Origin of the sequence: Bacillus sp. FJAT-18017, from assembly GCF_001278805.1 — a bacterium.
Taxonomy (GTDB): domain Bacteria; phylum Bacillota; class Bacilli; order Bacillales; family Cytobacillaceae; genus Bacillus_D.
In genome coordinates, this window is sequence record NZ_CP012602.1 from 767,484 (window position 1) to 785,252 (window position 17,769).

The 17,769-nt window shown below is 42.8% G+C and carries 16 protein-coding genes; 11 read left to right on the forward strand and 5 right to left on the reverse strand.

What is annotated here, in order from left to right; genetic code table 11:
• Positions 1-4: 4 nt before the first annotated feature.
• Positions 5-907 carry a nuclease-related domain-containing protein gene (locus tag AM500_RS03535; RefSeq protein WP_053597971.1) on the reverse strand — a complete coding sequence of 301 codons (903 nt, stop codon included), beginning with the start codon at positions 905-907 and terminating at the stop codon, positions 5-7.
• Between the two features lie 166 nt (positions 908-1,073).
• On the opposite strand from AM500_RS03535, the gene AM500_RS03540 reads away from it, so the two are divergent.
• Both AM500_RS03540 and AM500_RS03545 read left to right on the forward strand, forming a co-directional pair.
• The gene (locus tag AM500_RS03540; RefSeq protein WP_053597972.1) at positions 1,074-1,964 is read left to right on the forward strand and encodes a reverse transcriptase-like protein; all 891 of its coding nucleotides are present in this window, start codon (positions 1,074-1,076) and stop codon (positions 1,962-1,964) included.
• A 135-nt stretch (positions 1,965-2,099) separates the two neighbouring features.
• The gene (locus AM500_RS03545) at positions 2,100-3,398 is read left to right on the forward strand and encodes a hydroxysqualene dehydroxylase (protein WP_231688097.1); all 1,299 of its coding nucleotides are present in this window, start codon (positions 2,100-2,102) and stop codon (positions 3,396-3,398) included.
• Between the two features lie 198 nt (positions 3,399-3,596).
• Here the strand turns inward: AM500_RS03545 and AM500_RS03550 are convergent, their stop codons facing one another.
• Together AM500_RS03550 and AM500_RS03555 are read right to left on the reverse strand one after the other, a co-directional pair.
• The gene (locus AM500_RS03550; protein ID WP_053597974.1) at positions 3,597-5,069 is read right to left on the reverse strand and encodes a sensor domain-containing diguanylate cyclase; all 1,473 of its coding nucleotides are present in this window, start codon (positions 5,067-5,069) and stop codon (positions 3,597-3,599) included.
• A gap of 181 nt (positions 5,070-5,250) precedes the next feature.
• Positions 5,251-6,399, reverse strand: coding sequence for a zinc-dependent alcohol dehydrogenase (locus tag AM500_RS03555; RefSeq protein WP_053597975.1), 1,149 nt, complete (start codon positions 6,397-6,399; stop codon positions 5,251-5,253).
• Between the two features lie 240 nt (positions 6,400-6,639).
• Here AM500_RS03555 and AM500_RS03560 point away from each other — a divergent pair, with 240 nt between their 5' ends.
• The 9 genes from AM500_RS03560 (at position 6,640) to AM500_RS03600 (ending at position 15,496) form a co-directional block, all read left to right on the forward strand.
• On the forward strand, positions 6,640-7,962 hold the full coding sequence (locus AM500_RS03560; protein ID WP_082347120.1) for an alkaline phosphatase: 1,323 nt from the start codon (positions 6,640-6,642) through the stop codon (positions 7,960-7,962).
• Positions 7,963-8,237: 275 nt separating this feature from the next.
• On the forward strand, positions 8,238-9,221 hold the full coding sequence (locus AM500_RS03565; protein WP_053597976.1) for an NERD domain-containing protein: 984 nt from the start codon (positions 8,238-8,240) through the stop codon (positions 9,219-9,221).
• 71 nt (positions 9,222-9,292) lie between these two features.
• Positions 9,293-9,766 (forward strand): RNA polymerase sigma factor, encoded by a 474-nt coding sequence (locus AM500_RS03570; RefSeq protein ID WP_053597977.1) that lies wholly within the window; start codon positions 9,293-9,295, stop codon positions 9,764-9,766.
• Positions 9,767-9,772: 6 nt separating this feature from the next.
• Complete coding sequence (locus AM500_RS03575) at positions 9,773-10,108, forward strand: hypothetical protein (protein ID WP_053597978.1); 336 nt, start codon at positions 9,773-9,775, stop codon at positions 10,106-10,108.
• 468 nt (positions 10,109-10,576) lie between these two features.
• Positions 10,577-11,167, forward strand: coding sequence for a helix-turn-helix domain-containing protein (locus tag AM500_RS03580; RefSeq protein WP_231688098.1), 591 nt, complete (start codon positions 10,577-10,579; stop codon positions 11,165-11,167).
• A 200-nt stretch (positions 11,168-11,367) separates the two neighbouring features.
• Positions 11,368-11,820, forward strand: a complete 453-nt coding sequence (locus tag AM500_RS03585) for a hypothetical protein (RefSeq protein WP_053597979.1) — start codon at positions 11,368-11,370, stop codon at positions 11,818-11,820.
• Positions 11,820-13,178, forward strand: coding sequence for a tripartite tricarboxylate transporter permease (locus AM500_RS03590; protein WP_231688099.1), 1,359 nt, complete (start codon positions 11,820-11,822; stop codon positions 13,176-13,178). Before AM500_RS03585 ends, AM500_RS03590 begins: the two co-directional genes overlap by 1 nt.
• A gap of 114 nt (positions 13,179-13,292) precedes the next feature.
• The gene (locus AM500_RS03595) at positions 13,293-14,552 is read left to right on the forward strand and encodes a hydroxymethylglutaryl-CoA reductase, degradative (protein ID WP_053597981.1); all 1,260 of its coding nucleotides are present in this window, start codon (positions 13,293-13,295) and stop codon (positions 14,550-14,552) included.
• Positions 14,553-14,575: 23 nt separating this feature from the next.
• Positions 14,576-15,496, forward strand: coding sequence for a hydroxymethylglutaryl-CoA lyase (locus AM500_RS03600; protein ID WP_053597982.1), 921 nt, complete (start codon positions 14,576-14,578; stop codon positions 15,494-15,496).
• Positions 15,497-15,927: 431 nt separating this feature from the next.
• On the opposite strand, the gene AM500_RS03605 is transcribed toward AM500_RS03600, so the two are convergent.
• Positions 15,928-17,106, reverse strand: coding sequence for a DUF2812 domain-containing protein (locus tag AM500_RS03605; RefSeq protein ID WP_053597983.1), 1,179 nt, complete (start codon positions 17,104-17,106; stop codon positions 15,928-15,930).
• Complete coding sequence (locus AM500_RS03610) at positions 17,103-17,396, reverse strand: PadR family transcriptional regulator (RefSeq protein ID WP_053601611.1); 294 nt, start codon at positions 17,394-17,396, stop codon at positions 17,103-17,105. Before AM500_RS03610 ends, AM500_RS03605 begins: the two co-directional genes overlap by 4 nt.
• Positions 17,397-17,769 lie beyond the last annotated feature (373 nt).

Genomic DNA, 17,769 nt, shown 5'->3' on the forward strand with positions numbered 1-17,769 from the left:
TTATTTATTCATAAAAAGACCATTGGTGGACTCCTACTATATTAAAATTCTTCTTCAAGACTCTCCTAATCTTGCTTTGGCTAACAATTGAACACCAGTCGTAAACGATACTAGTTGATAGTTTTATATTTGGAAAGAGCATCTTTAGCTCATCTATACTCCGCATTACAGCTGCTTCTACGTCCTCATGGTGGCCACACTGCATACAAACTACTTTATATCCAATAACACCTATATCAAAGGAGTGGCACTTGTAACAGGTGACCCCTTTTTTTTGGTTGTCGAATCGATAGTCAGGTAGTGTGGTGTATTCCGATTTCTCCTGGTTTAAAGAAATGAGTTTGTCAGCGAGAGACCAATGGGACTGGGTCAAATTTGAAGGAATCTTATTTAATTGATTTGTTAATCGAGTAAGTTGGGTTGGATAAATGATTGGCTGGTTGAGTGGGGCGTTGTACATGGTGAACGCAGGGTTGACGAACACGGTTGAAGCTTCGATGGATAAGTCGAAACCTAACTCTTTTAATAATTGGCGATACAGGCTTTCACTCCGTTTCATTTGGAGCAGAGGATTGTTTTTCTCTGTACCGTCCCGCATAAAAAACTTGTCGTCATTGAGATAATAGTCACCTTCAAGATTTTTTACTTCATAGAATTTGAGTATTCTTCCAAATAAGAGTGACGAATCGATTTGAATCGTTGAGTTGTTAACTTTGAAGGTTAGGTCATTCAAAATGATGCATGGTGTTTGCAATCCGGATGTCAGTTTTTCAAATTGAACTTCTCCTTCGTATCCCTTATTTAGTCTGTATAGACGCTGTTTGTCAGATTCCTTCAAGCTCATGCGCCTGTCAAGGTATTCTAGGATTAGGTGTTCTTCAGATTTGGTTTTGGCTTTGTAAAGCATACTCCACATCCTTATTTATTTTTTTAAGAAACGGAAAAACAATAGTGTTGAGGGGTGAAAAGGAGGATAATAGAGAAGACTCGAACTTATTCGCTTCCATTATACACCAAATTGGCGGTGGGTAGTATTTTTTACCAAGTTATACATAAGAACGTAGGTGACACGGATGACAAACCAGGAAACTCCGGAAGTTTTATTGCAAAGGAAAGAGATACAAACCAAGCTTACTCTTTCAAAGGCTGAACTTAACATGCATATTAGGGAAGGAATGCCCCATTATTTTATTGCCAACCAATATCGTTTTTTAGAAAGTGAAGTGAAGCAGTGGTTGGAGGCATGCGAAATGCAAAAGGAGCTTGAAAAGGAATTTTTAGCTCAAAAAGGGAAGTCAAATAAATATGTAACAGATGAAATTTTAATAAAAACTTTAGGCATTGAAAAAGAAAGACTGCCCAGCCTCCGGAAAACTGGAATGCCCTTTAAGGAAGTTGGCTTTCGCTATTTTTATCCCATTAAGGATGTCCTGAACTACTTTGGAAGAGGAACACCGACCGAGTCAATTTTAAAAGTACTGAAGAAAAAACAACTAACCTGGTTTGAGAATGTCCCCGTAGAGGTACCAATCCTTATTGTCGATGGGTCTTATTCCAAATCTAATAAAGCAGGCAGCGGGATTGTAACAGTGGAAAACAGAAAAGTATATACAGGACATTGCAATGTTAGAAACATCGTAACCAAGAAATCCGAGACCTGTGAATTTCTTGCGATTATGGATGCATTGGAATTAATTAAGGAAAGAAACTTTAAAAAATCTATTATATTTACTGATCAGAAAAAATGGGTTAGTGAGTTTGTCATCTCTGAAGAACTAGTAGAGGATTCCATTAAGCCGCTGGCTAAAATGGTTAACCAGTTACGGGGAAGGATGAAGGGAAAGGTAGAGATACGATATGTAGGAATGTTATATGGAGGGAAAAATAACCTTCTCTATCTAACTGCCCATAAATATAGCAGGGAATACAATAATAAAATATACCAAAACCTCCAGTTCGAGTGAAAATTACTCGGGCTTTTTCCTTTTTTCAATCATTGGCAATGTAATAATGCCAAAATCCCATCCCCCCCAATTCAAAGCATATTACACACCCATTCAGAAAACACTAACCACAAATTCCAAAAAGTGGTGATGCATGTGGAAAATATAGATGCACTGATCGTAGGCTGCGGGCTGGCAGGATTGTCGGCAGGGCATGAACTGACCCGGAGAGGTAAAAAAGTGCTTTTGCTGGAGCGTGAACAGGTGGTCGGCGGCCGAACCTCTTCTTATCGACTAAAAGGAATGCACGTGGAATCCGGATTCCATCGTTACATCGGCTATTATACGCATTTGCCAAGGCTGCTGCGTAGGGCGGGAATTCGGCTTAATGACATTTTCATGTGGGAGGAAAAAATCCATATCCGCGTCCATCAAGGCAAGCCGATTGTGCTTGGGCTCGCACCGCTACTCGGCATGATAAAAACAGCAAAGGGACTAGCAAACGATTCGCCGTTTCTGACGATGGAGGATAAGCTGTCACTTGTCCCTTTTTTCGCCGATGGCTTCAAGGATTATCTTGCCAATCCTGGGGAGCTTGACAAAGTGTCAATCTGGGAATATGCCGGCAAGCACAAGGTGACCGACCAGGCCTTTAACCACCTGATTGTCCCTCTCAGTGCCGGGATATTCTTCTTGCCGCCGGAGCGTTATTCGGCTTATGCTTTTTTTGGGCTGTTCGCCCCGGCCATCCCGAGATTTTATAAAATGAGAATTGGGGCTTATCTTGGCGGGATGACCGAGGTGATGTGCCAGCCGATTGCGGATAGCATCCAACAGCTAGGCGGTGTAGTAAAAACAAATGCCAAGGTTGATTCCATCCTCTTCGAAGATGGGAAGGTAACAGGTGTCAGGCTCGAGGACGGCAGCAAATATCACGCTCCGCACACAATCCTGGCAACTACGCTCCATTGCGCAAAGGACCTGCTGAAGCCGCATTTTGAAAAACACGAATGGTTTCAGCCGATGTTTAGCCTGCCGATGATGCCGGCCGTCAGCTTCCAAATTGAATTGACCGAGCCAGTCAGCCCGATTGACGTGACCACCTTTGCCCCTGAAACGTGCCTAGGCAGCTTTGCCGAACAATCACGGACGACGTTTCAGGAATCAAAGGGTAGGTTGTCCATCATCCTCACACCTCCTGAAAAATTCCTGAAGCTAAAGCCAAAGGAAACCTTGAAAATCGTTATCGAAGACGCAAAAAAGGTCGGCATAGACCTCGAGGGTAAAATCCTTGATTACCGCCAGATTAACCACAATTACGACTTTCACTCGCTGGAGCCTGGCAACCAGAAGCTTCGGCCAGCACAGGAAACGCCGATTGATGGGCTGATACTTGCCGGCGATTACACCCAGCAGCCATACTTTGCAACGATGGAAAATTGGCGGCAAAGCTAATCTTATAGCGCGCCAGTAACCAGATGAACGTGTCGCGATCTTGCTTTTTCAAAAGAAGAGCTGTACACCTTAGCGGTTCAGCTGATAACCAAGAGCTGTACGCCTTAGCGGTTCAGCTGATAACCAAGAGCTGTACGCCTTAGCCGTCCAACTCACACAAAAAAAGCCGTACGCCCCATCCGTACAGCCCCGCACATACTATAAATTTCCCATCGGCTTAAACGCCGATTTTTCTTTGTACATTTCCTTGTCGGCCAACTCCAGCATTTCCTCAGCGGTTGCCCCGCAGCCCGGGGTATAGTGGTACAGCCCGATGCTTGCGGATAGGCGATAGTCGGAATTGGATGTTAAATTAAAGATCTCAAAGGCATCGGAAATCGACTCCCATAGATGCCGCACTTTTGAAGCATCCTTCCGTGCAAAAAGAATTACGAATTCGTCGCCGCCAAGCCTGAAAAATGTATCTTCGGGGCCAATTTTTCCAATAATGATTGAACAAAGCGTTTTAATCATCTCATCCCCGGCAAAGTGGCCGAAGCGGTCATTGACCAGCTTCAAATCGTTAATGTCAACAAAGCAAAGCGTAAACTCCTGGCCATCCCGGGCGTTTATGTGGTGATTTAGAATCTCGATGCCGCGGCGCCGGTTCAGAATTCCGGTCAGCATGTCAAAGGAAGCATGGCGCTGCAGCTCCTCCTCCTTCATTTTCAAAGGAGTAATATCCGAAACCCCGACAAGCACACATCCCTCATCCATATAATTGATCTTTTCAAAATTAAGCATCGCCCACCTCGAGCCAAATCCGCTATCTGGATATTCCATTACATAATTTTGCAAACTTTCCTTCCCGCGGAGCTGATCAAGAATAGCTTTCTTTTCAATCAGGTCCCGAAACAGGAAGCTTGTATCCAGCTGCGGAAGGGGAAGGCCGTGCAAAGTAAAGAATTCCCTTGCCTGGCGGTTAATTAGCAGCACCTTATTTTCTTCAAAATTTGCAAGAACAAGCGGTGTTGGATTCATGCTGAACAGCTTCCGAAAATTTTCTTCCCTTCCTTTTAGCTTCGCCTGGCTGAGAAACTCCTGTCCCCGTTTTGTATAAAAACTATAGCCAATCAGCAGGGAAATCGCGGCGGCTCCTGTTGAATTGATTTGTTTAGTGAGAATTGAAACTTGATTATGATTCAACTCGGCAACAGCGCCGAGAAAAATCAGCTGGGACACGGCGAGCATGCCAAAAAAATGAAGCGGCTTAATCGGAAAGATAATCGCAATCGCAAACATAATAATTAGATAAAAATCGATTGTACCGCCGGTCAGCAACTGGCTGTTAAGCGCTGAAACAAGCCCGATCAGCAAATAAAAGGCGATATAGGAATAATTAATCCGCCTCTTTGGAAGCTTGGTCAGCTTGGCCCGGACATGAAGATAAGCGGCTGACACAGTGAACGCAATTGAATGGATTACAAAAAAATTCACCCTGACCGCGATATCATCCAAATCTCTGAATAAGAAAATATCGGCAATAAAAAACAGCGGATATGCGGCAACAACCAAAACTGCGACCCAAAAAAGCCTCTCAAAGGCAATTTGGTCGAGGTATTGCTCAAATTCCCGGCTTTCCTTCCGGCCAAGAAGTGAACGTTTCCAAAAGCTTGATTTTAGTGGTTCCATAACCATCTTCCTTCAATCAAAATACCTATTACTATTTTACCATATCATTGAGGTGAAGAGCGGAATTCCCTAATATTTTTTGGGGTAATTTGGTAATTTACCTACAATAAACTTAATTACTGTTGCAGCAAAAATAACCCCTCCACACGAGTGGAAGGGCTAGTTGCTTAAACATATAAAACTATGGCTTCAAGATAACCTTAACGACCTCATCCTCATGGTCATGGAAAATTTGGTACGCCTTTGCGGCATCGTCAAGCGGCACCTTGTGCGTGATGATTTCGGTCGGGTCGAATTCGCCATTCGTAATTTTATCAAACAGCATCGGCATATAGTGGATAACCGGAGCCTGTCCAGTTTTAACGGTAAGGTTCCTTTCCCAAATATGCCCTAGCGGGAATGCGTTATACAGTGCACCATAAGCACCGGTCACCTGGATTGTTCCAAACTTCTGGACCGCGTTCATAGCAATTTGGATTGGGCCAAGCGTACCACCCTGGAGCTTCAGTTTTTGCTGAACTTTTTCAATCGGTGATTTCTTTCCGTCCATACCAACGCAGTCAATGACGACCTGTGCACCGCCATTTGTCAGCTCACGCAGGAACTTCCCAGCTTCAATTTCACCGTCATGGTCATCAAAATTGTAAATTTCAACATTGTTCATCGTTTTTGCCTTCATTAAGCGGTATGGTACATTGTCAACCGCGATGATACGCTCTGCACCGTGCATCCAGGCGAATTTTTGCGCCATCAGGCCGATGGGGCCGCATCCAAGTACAATGACCGTATCACCCTTCTTCACCCCGGCATTCTCAACACTCCACCATGCAGTCGGCAGGACATCCGACATGAACAGCAGTGCTTCATCCTCAAGCTCACACGACTCCGGAATCACAAACGGCATGAAATTCCCATACGGCACGCGCAAATATTCAGCTTGTCCGCCTGGATAATTCCCATATCGCTCTGTAAATCCGAAATAACCCGCCGAATCGAGAAGCGGGTTTGGATTCGAGTTATCGCACTGGCTCTCCATTTCATGCTGGCAGAAAAAACACTCCCCGCAGGAAATATTGAACGGGATGATAACCCTGTCTCCCTTCTTTACCTTTGTGACCTCTGACCCGACCTCTTCGACAATTCCCATCGGCTCATGGCCAATCACGTAACCCGGATGAGTCGGCAGCGCACCTACATAAATATGCAAATCCGACCCGCAAATTGCCGTCGACGTAATCCGGACAATAATATCATCCGGCTTCTCAATCCTCGGATCATCCACATTCTTAACCTGAATATCCTTCGCACCCTGGAACGTAACTGCCTTCATAACTGTACCTCCTTGTATGAATTCACTCACCTATACCCCTCTTTTTACGGGAGTATGTAACTTTTTTTTTGAAAAATCGGTCGATACCCTCGGGAATAAGTCTAACGGACTAAGAAAGGCTATACGCATAGGCTTGAATTCCTGTTTTTAACTGTTTACCGAATATTTACCCTTCATTAACAAGCTTTTCAAACAAACTATCTATACTGAATTCGTACTACATTACCCAGGAGGGATAGCATGAAAAACTCGTTGAAGAAGAAAGTTTTAACAATTGCGGCTGCTTCCGCTGTTGCACTCGGGACACTTGGCGGAACATTCCTGAGCGGATCAAGCGCCGATGCCGGTACAACCTACAAATCGAATCATGGTAAAGTAAAAAACGTCATCTTCATGGTTCCGGATGGTTACTCCGCGTCGTACGCAACCAACTATCGCTGGTTCAAGGGCAAGGAAAGCCAAATGGATTCCATTCTGGTCGGAATGCACCGTACATACTCAGCTAATTCAGAAGTCACCGACTCAGCTGCCGCCGGAACCGCAATGGCGACAGGAGTTAAAACAAACAATGGAATGATTAGCACTACTCCAGACGGCAAGGAAGTAAAAACAATCCTTGAAACAGTTGAAGAAAAAGGCAAGGCAACTGGACTCGTCGCGACATCGACCATCACTCACGCAACACCGGCCGTTTTTGCTTCCCACGTGCCTTCTCGTGCTGACGAAGCAGCAATTGCACCGCAGCTAATTGAAAATGGCGTCGATGTCATCCTCGGCGGCGGTAAGAAATACTTCCCGGATGCACTTCTGGCAGATGCCCGAGAGGACGGCTACAAGGTTGTTGCTGATAGGAATGGCCTTGCTGGCGCATCAAAATCCAACAAGCTGATTGGCTTATTCGCGGATGATGCGCTTGCGCCGGAAATTGACAGGGATGCCACCAATCAGCCAAGCCTTGCAGAGATGACCGACTCGGCATTGAAGGTCCTGAAAAAGGATAAAGACGGTTTCTTCCTGATGGTTGAAGGCAGCCAAATCGACTGGGCCGGCCATGACCACGATGCAGCCTGGGCGATGAACGATGTTAAGGCCTTTGAAGAAGCAGTCGCAAAAGCACTTGCATTCGCGAAAAAGGACAAGCACACTCTTGTCGTCATCGCGGGTGACCATGACACAGGCGGCATGAGTGTCGGCGGCTATGGCGTCTATGATGCAAAGGTTGAAGTCCTCCGCAACGTAACCGCGTCCGGCGACTTCATGGTCTCGAAGCTCGACGCAAACCGCAGCAACGTGAAAGATGTCGTCAAGCAATACACAGGTCTTGATCTGACCGATGCAGAAGCGGAAAAAATTCGTACAGCATCCAAGCCGGATATGGCAATCAATGACGTCATCTCCGAACGCGCACTCGTCGGCTGGACCAGCACCCAGCACACCGGTGTTGACGTACCGGTCTACGCATTCGGCCCAGGCTCCGACCTGTTTGCAGGACTGCACGAAAATACCGCTTTCCCAGTTTTGATTGCAAAAGCTATGAAAATCCCGTTCGGAGGGAACAGATAAGGTTAGATTTCGGGCACCGCTGCTTGCTGGCGGTGCTTTTTATTGGTGGAGGAGGCAAGGGCTGCGGTTTGACCGATAAAATTTTTCCTGGACCGATAAATTATTTTTTAGACCGATAAAAGTTTTACTAGACCGATAAACCGAAAAATCGTTCGATTAAAAGAACGCACAGAGCTCCGAATGTGACTATTTTGGTAAAAGTTGTATGCGTGCGGCCCAATAGAAAGAGTTCGTAGTATAATTTTCCTATATTAATAGAAAGGTGTGGCAGCATATTGATCATAAAACAGAGAGTCAAAAATCCATATCTCTGCCAGCTAGAAGCGCTTGACCTCCGTGTTCCGGACCATCTGCCCCAAAAACAGGAGATTGCAACCCAATTAAACAAGGAAATGGCGGGATACAAGGGGGAATTGGCAGTGGAGTATCCACTAAGCTTCCTTCCTCATAATGATTTCCACATCATCCATGGCATCAGGCTGAAGGGCAGTACCTACCACTTCCAGATCGACACACTCCTCCTGGCACGCTCACTTATCATTCCCCTTGAAATTAAGAATTTTACAGGAAAAATTAAATTCGAAGAAAATGGACAATTTACCAGAACAGGAGCCAATGGTAAGCAGGAAGGGTATCTGAACCCTCTTATTCAGGCCAACTATCAATCTCATCAACTAAGGCAATGGCTATCAAAACGCGGTTATCACGATATTCCGATCCTCCCGCTAGTCATCATTGCTTTTCCAAGTACAATCATTGAATTCAACCCCCTGAATACCGAAGTGAATGAAAAGGTCCACCATTGCGGCAAGTTTCCAACAGTCGTTACAAATCTTCAAGATAACTATCCTGTAGATATCTTGAATACCAGCCAACTGCAAAGCCTCTCCAAATTGATCACCTCCTCCCACCAGCCTTATTTTTCAACTATCTCAAAGCAATTTCGAATCTCAAACGATGACTATAGTAAAGGGGTCTGGTGTCCTAACTGTGGAAACTTCCATATGATCAGGGTCAGGGGCACCTGGAAATGCACACCGTGTGGTTATACTTCACCAAAAGCCCATCTGCCGGCCCTGTTGAATGATTATCCGCTTCTGATCAACAACACCATTACCAACCGCCAAGCCAGGGACTTCCTGCAAGTGAATTCGGACACTGTAATTAAAAAACTGCTGCAAAACTCCTTGTCATCATTCAGCGGCGGAAACAAATCCCGAACTTACAGTGTCGTATGGCAGGGTCCTTACAATTTTTGAAAAATTATTCTCAACTCCTTCCAACCTTTTCCCTAATTTTGGTGTCTAATAGATATGAAGGGGGCGAGGGGTTGCAGACAGAGACAGAGCACATGCTGATTAGCGCCATTTTCGAAAACAAAGAGTACTTTACCCGTATCGGGAGGTTTCTCCGCACGGAGGCGGATGTAGAGGATGCGCTCCAGGAAATGATTTATAAAACCTTTAAATCTATTAGAAATTTAAACGAACCCAACCACTTGAAAACCTGGCTGACCAGGATTTTGATTAATCAGTGCAATGACATAATCAGGAAGCGGCCGACGGTGCAAGTGTCCACCAATATGGAGCCCGGCGGCGACGATGCCAATTTTCATAAAACCGAAATCCGCCAGATCATCAACATGCTGAATCCGGAGTTAAGAACGGTTGCCATTTTGTTTTATTATGAAGATTTGATGCAAAAAGAGATTGCCGAACTTCTGAACATGCCGGTAGGGACAGTGAAATCAAAACTGTTTGATGCCCGCGCCCAGCTTCGGAAAATGCTTGAGGAAGGGAAGTGAGCCAGGGTGAATGATTCAGAGTTTGACCAATACATAAAAACACGGATTCAGGCAGAAGAACGCAAGGCTACGCAGCCAGTGCCTGACGAGGTGTTTGAAACGGCGATTCGAAAAGCGAACTCGGTTACCAAAAGAAAAAGGCGTCCGTCAGGCCTGCTTCTGTCAGCAGCTATACTGGCGCTATCATTGACAGCCGGCTCGTATTTACTTTTTCAAAAAGAAGAGGCACCGCTTGCGGCAGATGAGTCCGCAGTAATGAAACAGGCAGTCACAAAGGTTGATGTTGCGCAGACAAAGGCTAAGCGCCATAATCGAAGGCTTCACGGCCATCCGCTGACCTAAATTCTCCAAAGAAAAAGGGAAAACAGGGGTCTGATTTCTCTTTTCAAAAGAAGAATGTTTAGAATTTTGGGGTGCCATAGTTTGAGAAACTGTGGTGTTTTTTCGTTTATGGAGACAAATTCCTACACCACTTTTTTTCGATGAATATCAACACTGGGATAAATTTAAGACCACCATGGGCGTATAATAGTCCTATTGTGGTTAAAGAAACGGAAAAGTTCTATATTGTGGAAATCAAAAGGATGGTTTAAGCTCTTTGTGTGTGGGTTTCCATGATGTCCGAAGGATCCATACCGATTACAACCTGTTCAATTGAAGAAAGCGAGGCAATGGAGCGGCCTTTTAACAGAGGTCAACAGTCGTCATGTTATTTTAACCATTGATGGGCGATTTAGATATATTCTTTCATCAACCACATCGGAAAATATGCAAAAACACACCCACTTTTATTTATAAGGAAATAAGTGTTTGTTACAGAAATGGGAGGAGATTGTCATCGATTTACAATCTATAGGGCAAAAAATAAAACAAACTCGCCTAATGCTAAAGAAAACACAACAGGAAATTGCTGATCAATGTGGTATTTCTAAAAGTATGTTATCCAAAATCGAAAATGGCCAGTCCGCCTCTGCACTTGCTACTTTATCTAAAATTGCACAGGCTTTGAATATTCCGCTCACTTGGATTATCAATGGACAGGAAGAAGTTGATTTCATCATCACCAAAAAGGATGATCGAAAATTTAAAATGGCAGATATTGATTTGGGTTATTCCTATGAATTACTGGCCAATCCATCGCATGTTTCAGCTATTGAACCTTTGATTGTAACAGTTACACCTAAAGAACAGTTTAAAGTGAATAAGCCATACACACATTCGCAAGATGAATTTGTGTTTATCATTGAAGGGGCAATTGAGTTATTCTATAATGGGGAGAAGTATTTTATGGATAAAGGTGATAGTGCTTATTTCAAAGGCTCCAATCCCCATCTCTTTATACCTGTGGATAATGAAGGGGCTACGGTATTGTCTGTATATATTAATAATCCATATACATAATAAAACTATGGAACCGGACTCGGTTCTTTTTTTATGCAGGCGTTCTAACCTGTAGAAATTAGAGCGCTTTCAACTTGTTTGGTAATTCACAAAGTTTTTTGATAATTTTAAATTGACAGTTCAAAAATGATTTACTATAGTTATAGTGTATTCAACAAAGTTGAGTGGCGGGAAACACAGTTTAACTAGGGGGTGTTAGAGTGAATAGCAATCTAGAAACTCAAAAAAATCTAAAAGGCAATCATGATTCAGATCCGCACGAGTATATAGAAGTATTAGGTGATACGGTATACGGAAAACACATGATTATTACCATTGTTGTAAGCGTTTTCCTTGGGCTTGGAGGTTTCTTGCTCGGAAAAGAAATTTTTCCGAATATCGCACCTGAGAATATGGTAAGTTCCTATTCATTATTGCTGGGAATAGCTGGTTTGGTAATCGCGTTAATTGTAAACTCATTCCTGTTTAAACCCAAAAGAAGATTAGTAGAAGAAGAGAGCAGTGTTGAGAAAATTCATGAGATTTTTCATGATTATCAATTAGATTTAGATGAAGAACGCAAAGAAATAAAGAATAACCCAGTTGTGGAAAAAGAGATGAAAGAACAAGGTATCTACAATATGTTTTTCCCTGAAAAGGAGGAGAATAAATAGTGGGTGAAATACTACTAATCTCAATTGTTTTAGCAGTTATTGCCGGAGTTATCTTCTCCTTGTTAGGGCTTATTTCAGGGACGGATGAAACCGCTGTCATGGTGCCGATAACTTTAATTGTTGTTCTGTTAGGCGCTCCGCCAGAAGGCGTTTTTGCTTTCTTCATGGCTGCTGTTTTATCAAAACATTTAACACACGCTATTCCAACAGCCTTGATGGGTATTCCTGGTGATACTATGGCAACTCCAATGATGGAACATGCCGGGTTCTTGAGAAGAATGGGGATGCCCCATATAGCCTTAAGAAAGATGATTTCTGGTGGAATAATCGGTGCATTTGTCGCCCTTCCAGTTGCTTTAATCTTTGCTTGGGTTTTGAGCCCGTTTGGGGAATTTTTTCAAAGCTATTCAGGTTTAATCTTTACAATTGCCGCTATATTTATTGGGTACTTATCTAAGGGCCGTTTAGCGAGTGTCTTACTGATACTCCCTATGGCTATGATATACCAGGGCATTTCGCATATCAGTGCTTCAGTATTGGAAAAAAATCTATCCATTTCATTCTTCTTGGGAATTGCAATTGGTCCGATGTTGGTAGATTTACTAATTGCATCATCCAGGAGTGCAAGACCGCAAGTAACGAAAAGTGAAATGAATACGTATAACCTGGCTCCAGACAGAAAAGCCTGGAAAGGGCGTTTTCCAAATCCATTTAAAGTTTTAACTAAGAAACAAAGTGCTGCGGTTGGTGGAACCGCTTTAATTTCTTCAGCAACATTTGGCTTAAGCCCGGTTGGGATGACATCCATGATGGGTGAACTGGTTGGTTCCAGAACAAAGGGCCAGTATAACAAAGCAACCTCCAGCCTTGCAGCAATGAATGGGGTAACCGAATCAACATACATTGCCGAAACAATTATCCCGCTTGTTGCCTTTGGTATTCCATTAAGCCCGGTTGCATTGGGTCCGGCACAAGCCTTGTTTAATGCCCCGCCAGTTTACACGAGTGATCCTGTAAATAACTTGCATACTTTATTACAACCGATTGACTTCTTAATTTATGGTTTGTTAGGTTTGGTAATTGCGGCATTAATCGCTTACCCATTTTCAATGAACTATGCCAGAAAAGCAACAGTTCTAATCATGAAAAAAATTAACCAGGAAGCAATCATCGGTATGTTTATCGGGCTTGTTATTGTCCTTTCCTTCTATGAAGGTGGAATTGTAGGAAGTCTCGTTACCTTCTCAATTGCTTCAGTTGTCGGTTTGTTAAATAAATTCCTAGGTATGAGTGTGGGAGTCCAATTCATGATTTTCTATGGGTCAAGTTGGATGATTACTACTTTACTAGGTATGTAAATTCGACATCATTATAGAATGGAAATTGCTTTAGTAAAAGGGCTAGAAACCAAAAAATTAACAACTGCAGGTTTGCGGGCAAATTAATATAAAAAATAGTGGGAGGATATTCACATGAGTACACGTATCAAGGGCTTTTATAAATTATCGCCAGAAGAACGATTAAATATTGTTTCAGAATCAGCTGGATTAACAGAACAGGATAAAGCAGTTATACGAGGAGAAGAAGGGTTCACTGTCCAAAACGCAGATAACATGGTTGAAAATGTAATCGGTTATATGCCTGTACCTGTTGGTGTAGCTGTGAACTTTAAAGTAGACGGAAAAGATGTTTTCATTCCAATGGCCACTGAAGAACCATCTGTTGTTGCTGCTGCCAGCAACGCAGCACGTCTAGCATACAATACAGGAGGTTTCACAACCTCATTTAATGGTTCGATTATGATTGGCCAGGTTCATGTAACCGATTTAAAAAATCCATACGGTGCCTTAGCGACAATCTATGAAAATAAGGAAGCTATTTTGGAAAAATGCAATGAACAGGACCCAACCTTAGTATCATTTGGGGGAGGAGCAATAGATTTAGAAGTACGTGTTGTTGAAACGTCAGCGGAAAAGTTATTGGTTGTTCATTTATTTGTCGATACAAAGGATGCAATGGGTGCTAATGCTGTAAATACGATGAACGAAGCAGTTGCACCACTAATTGAAGAATTAACTGGCGGTGTGGTGGTTCTGCGTATCCTCTCCAATTTAGCCGATCGCCGAATCGTTCGTGCACGTGCTGTCTTCGAAGATCCATTCGATGGCAACCAGGAAATGCTAAACCGTTTTATCAAAGCATATGAATTGGCGGCAGCTGATCCATACCGTGCTGCTACACATAATAAAGGAATTATGAATGGTATTTCGGCAGCTGTTCTTGCGACCGGTAATGATACTAGAGCCATTGAAGCCGGTGCCCATGCTTATGCAGCAAGAAATGGGAAATATACAACATTGACTCATTATGAACTTGGTGAAAACAATACAATTGTTGGAACAATCGAATTGCCATTAGCAGTGGGCCTGGTTGGCGGTGCTACGAAATCCCACCCAGTTGCACAAGTAGGAACAAAAATTTTGGGTGTAAAAACAGCTAGAGAATTATCCGGTATCATTGCTGCATTAGGGTTAGCCCAAAACTTTGCAGGTTTAAGAGCATTGGCAAGTGAAGGTATTCAAAGAGGCCATATGAAACTTCACACAAGAAATATGGCAGTACAGGCAGGGGCCCAACCTGAAGAAGTAGATGCAGTAGTAGCACTGGCAGTAAAAGAAGGCAAATACCGCTTTGATGATATTAAGCGCTATCTTGAAGAAGTGAAAAAATAGTATCAAATTAAGGAGGGGACTTCATGACTAAATGGCCTAAATTTGTCCAGTTAAAAGAAGTTGGACCTCGAGATGGTTTACAGAATGAAAAGGTATTCATTGAGACTGCTGATAAAATTGAATGGATCAATAGGCTTTCTGAAACAGGTGTACAAATGATAGAGTATTCATCATTTGTGCCTCCAAAATGGATTCCGGCGCTGAGTGACGCAGTTGAAGTTGGAAAAGGCATTAAGAGGAATCCAAATGTATCCTATTCAGCTCTTGTCCCAAATCTAAAAGGTCTGGAAAATGCGCTGCAAGTGGGAATTAATGATGTATCGGTGTTCATGTCAGCCAGCGAATCTCACAATATGAAAAATATTAATAAAACCATTGAAGACACATTTCCCATAATTAAGGAAGTCATTCATCAAGCAAAAAACGCGGGTATATCTGTAACAGGGTATATATCCACCGTGTTTGACTGTCCTTTTGAAGGAAGAATTTCACCAGACCAGGTGATTCGAGTTTTGGATAAATTATTGGAATTTGGTGTAGATACCATCTCCTTAGGGGACACAATTGGATCAGCCGTACCCGCTCAAACAGAAGAATTGCTGGATGCCGTTTTAAAACGCTACCCTGCAGATAAAATTTTCATGCATTTCCACGATACAAGAGGAATGGCGATTGCCAATATCCTCACGTCTATGAATATGGGCATTACCCATTTTGATAGCTCAATAGGCGGATTAGGCGGCTGCCCATATGCACCAGGTGCTAAAGGAAATGTCGCTACAAATGATGTGCTATATTTACTCCATGGATTAGGCGTTGAAACAAATATTTCTGAAGAGAAAGTATTTGAGGCTGCACAATTTATTCAAGCTAAATTACAGAAAAATCTTCCGAGCCGTGTTTTTGAGTATCATGTTTCCCAACAGGGACAAGAGCTTAAATAAGGTAAAACGGATGATTCAATTTTCCTGAAAAATAGAAGCGTGATTTTTGCATTTTCGAACGAGTCTTCGCGCCTTCTGTTTCAATCAACTCCGTAAAAAACAACATTATCGTATAACATACCATTAAAAAAACAGTGAGAAATGTTGACTTCTCACTGTTTTTTATATTTGTTAAACTTTTCTCTAGTAAAGAAGCTGATTCCTAAATGGCAGTGTCCCAGGATGCGCCGAAGATTAAGAAATCCGACGCGACTGCCCAGCTCCGAAAAGCGCTGGAGGACCAGAAGCAGAAGTCGTTCTTTGACTTCACCTGAGGGGCCGAAGCGACCTCGAGGAGCTAGGAGCCGCAGAAAAACAGGCTCCCAGGTCCCCCGTGGAAAACGAAGCGCTTGGAGCGGAAACCAACAGAGTTGTTTAACATAGCTTTTAAATTAAAAATCATACGTCCTTCTAAGCCTCCAGTAAAACAGCCATGTTCTTACCGTGAATGACCCGAAAATAAAAATACAAGCAGCGAACGCAAACCGATTATATATGTCCAGCCCGGTTGAACCGCTAGTCATCGTAGGACTGGAGTAAAGGACGGTGTTGAGTAGAAACATGATGATCACTGGTAGAAATATAACTGTGTGGGTAACAGCAATCCTTTTCGCATGTTTTAAGTGATGTGATTTTTCACTATATAGTTGTGGCGGTTGTTCGCCTTCTGAGTACTCACGGCTCCAGATCGTCCACTTTGTTATAACTGATTTGGAAATAAAAACACTTTTCCAGCCTGCGTCCCTGTGCATATCGAAATAGCTTTCGTCGGTTATGTTTTGGTAATCCGCGCTGTAACGCATTTTGCGGGGGCTGCCGATGATAAAGTAAAAGGCCGTTCCTGTCCTGCCGACCCGATGGAGGTTATACCCCCGGGCTTCCATGTCCTCAAGCCATTTTTCAAATTTGTCTGGAGAGTACATCCATCCGAACTTTCGTTTGACAATCAGTTTACCGGACCGTTTGAGCTGCCGTTCGGCTTCTATATTCAAGCTTGGAGAATACTGTTTCTTGCTCGTGCTATTGAGTAATGACTTGTTTGTTTTATAAATTAACAGAATTTGATAGATAAAAAGGATATAAATAATTAGTGCCAAAGCAAATGCCGCATATGTAAAAAACCACATCGGACTCGGAACAACTTCAACAGGGACATCATCGAGCACCGTAAATGCAAGTATTGAAAGATTCATTACAAGCAAGATAGTAAAATAAAGCACGATGCCTGCAAATATATACATGTGCATCCTGTTCCTTTTAATAATGCCTTCGCGGACAGGGGAGGTTTTTACTTGTTCTGGAGGCTGTTCATTCGCGATAATATACCAATTGCCGGCCTGAAGAACTTTTTGCCAGCCTTCATTCTCCAAAGACCGGGGTAGCGTCGACCCTTTTACTTTATCGTATCCGATTCGATACGTAAGTGACCGAGGACTGTGCTGTTGAAAGGAAAAGGTACGGGTGCCGCGGTTCAGACCTTCAAGAAAGTAACCGTTCTTGGCCATCTCAGAAAGCCACGCTTCCGTTTTTTCTATGTTGTAGCTCCAAAACGGCTTACAAGCCTTTTTCATAAAAAAGCCTCCTCGTATTTAATCGCATTCTCGTGAAGCTCTTTAAGCCTCTGAATCTCGGCGGTTATCAACTGCCTTCCAACTTCAGTAATCTCATAGACTGTTTTTCGTTCTTCATCTGCAAAAACCGTGATTACTCCGTCTTTTTGCATTTTTGTCAGAGTACCGTAAACTGTGCCAGACCCGAGCAGTATTCGTGAATTTGAAATTTCCTCAACATGCTTTACAATTCCGTAGCCATGCCTTGGAGTGGATAAGGATAGAAGTATATAGAATGCTGTCTCTGTCATCGGTATGTATTTCTTAAGAACTTTCTCCAGGGTCAAAGTAGCCACCTCTTCCGGTTAAACGATCAATGGATATATCGCAATTAGATATGTCGTGATATGACTATATCACGGCGTGACATAATCCCGCAATAGACTGTTGCCAAATTTATAAAATTGTTGGAAAAAGTCGGTGTCCTATTATAATTAGATGATGCTAACCTATTATTTTTCTGGGTAAAATAGTAAATATTTTACAATCCCATTTTATTGGTATCATTTCATAGGTTTTTTCTTCTCAAAATGTAATCAATAAGCTCGATTGGTTACATTTCGCTAATAAAATTTTGCTGAAATGTTACCAATAAGCTCTATTGATGATGTTTCATCACTTATT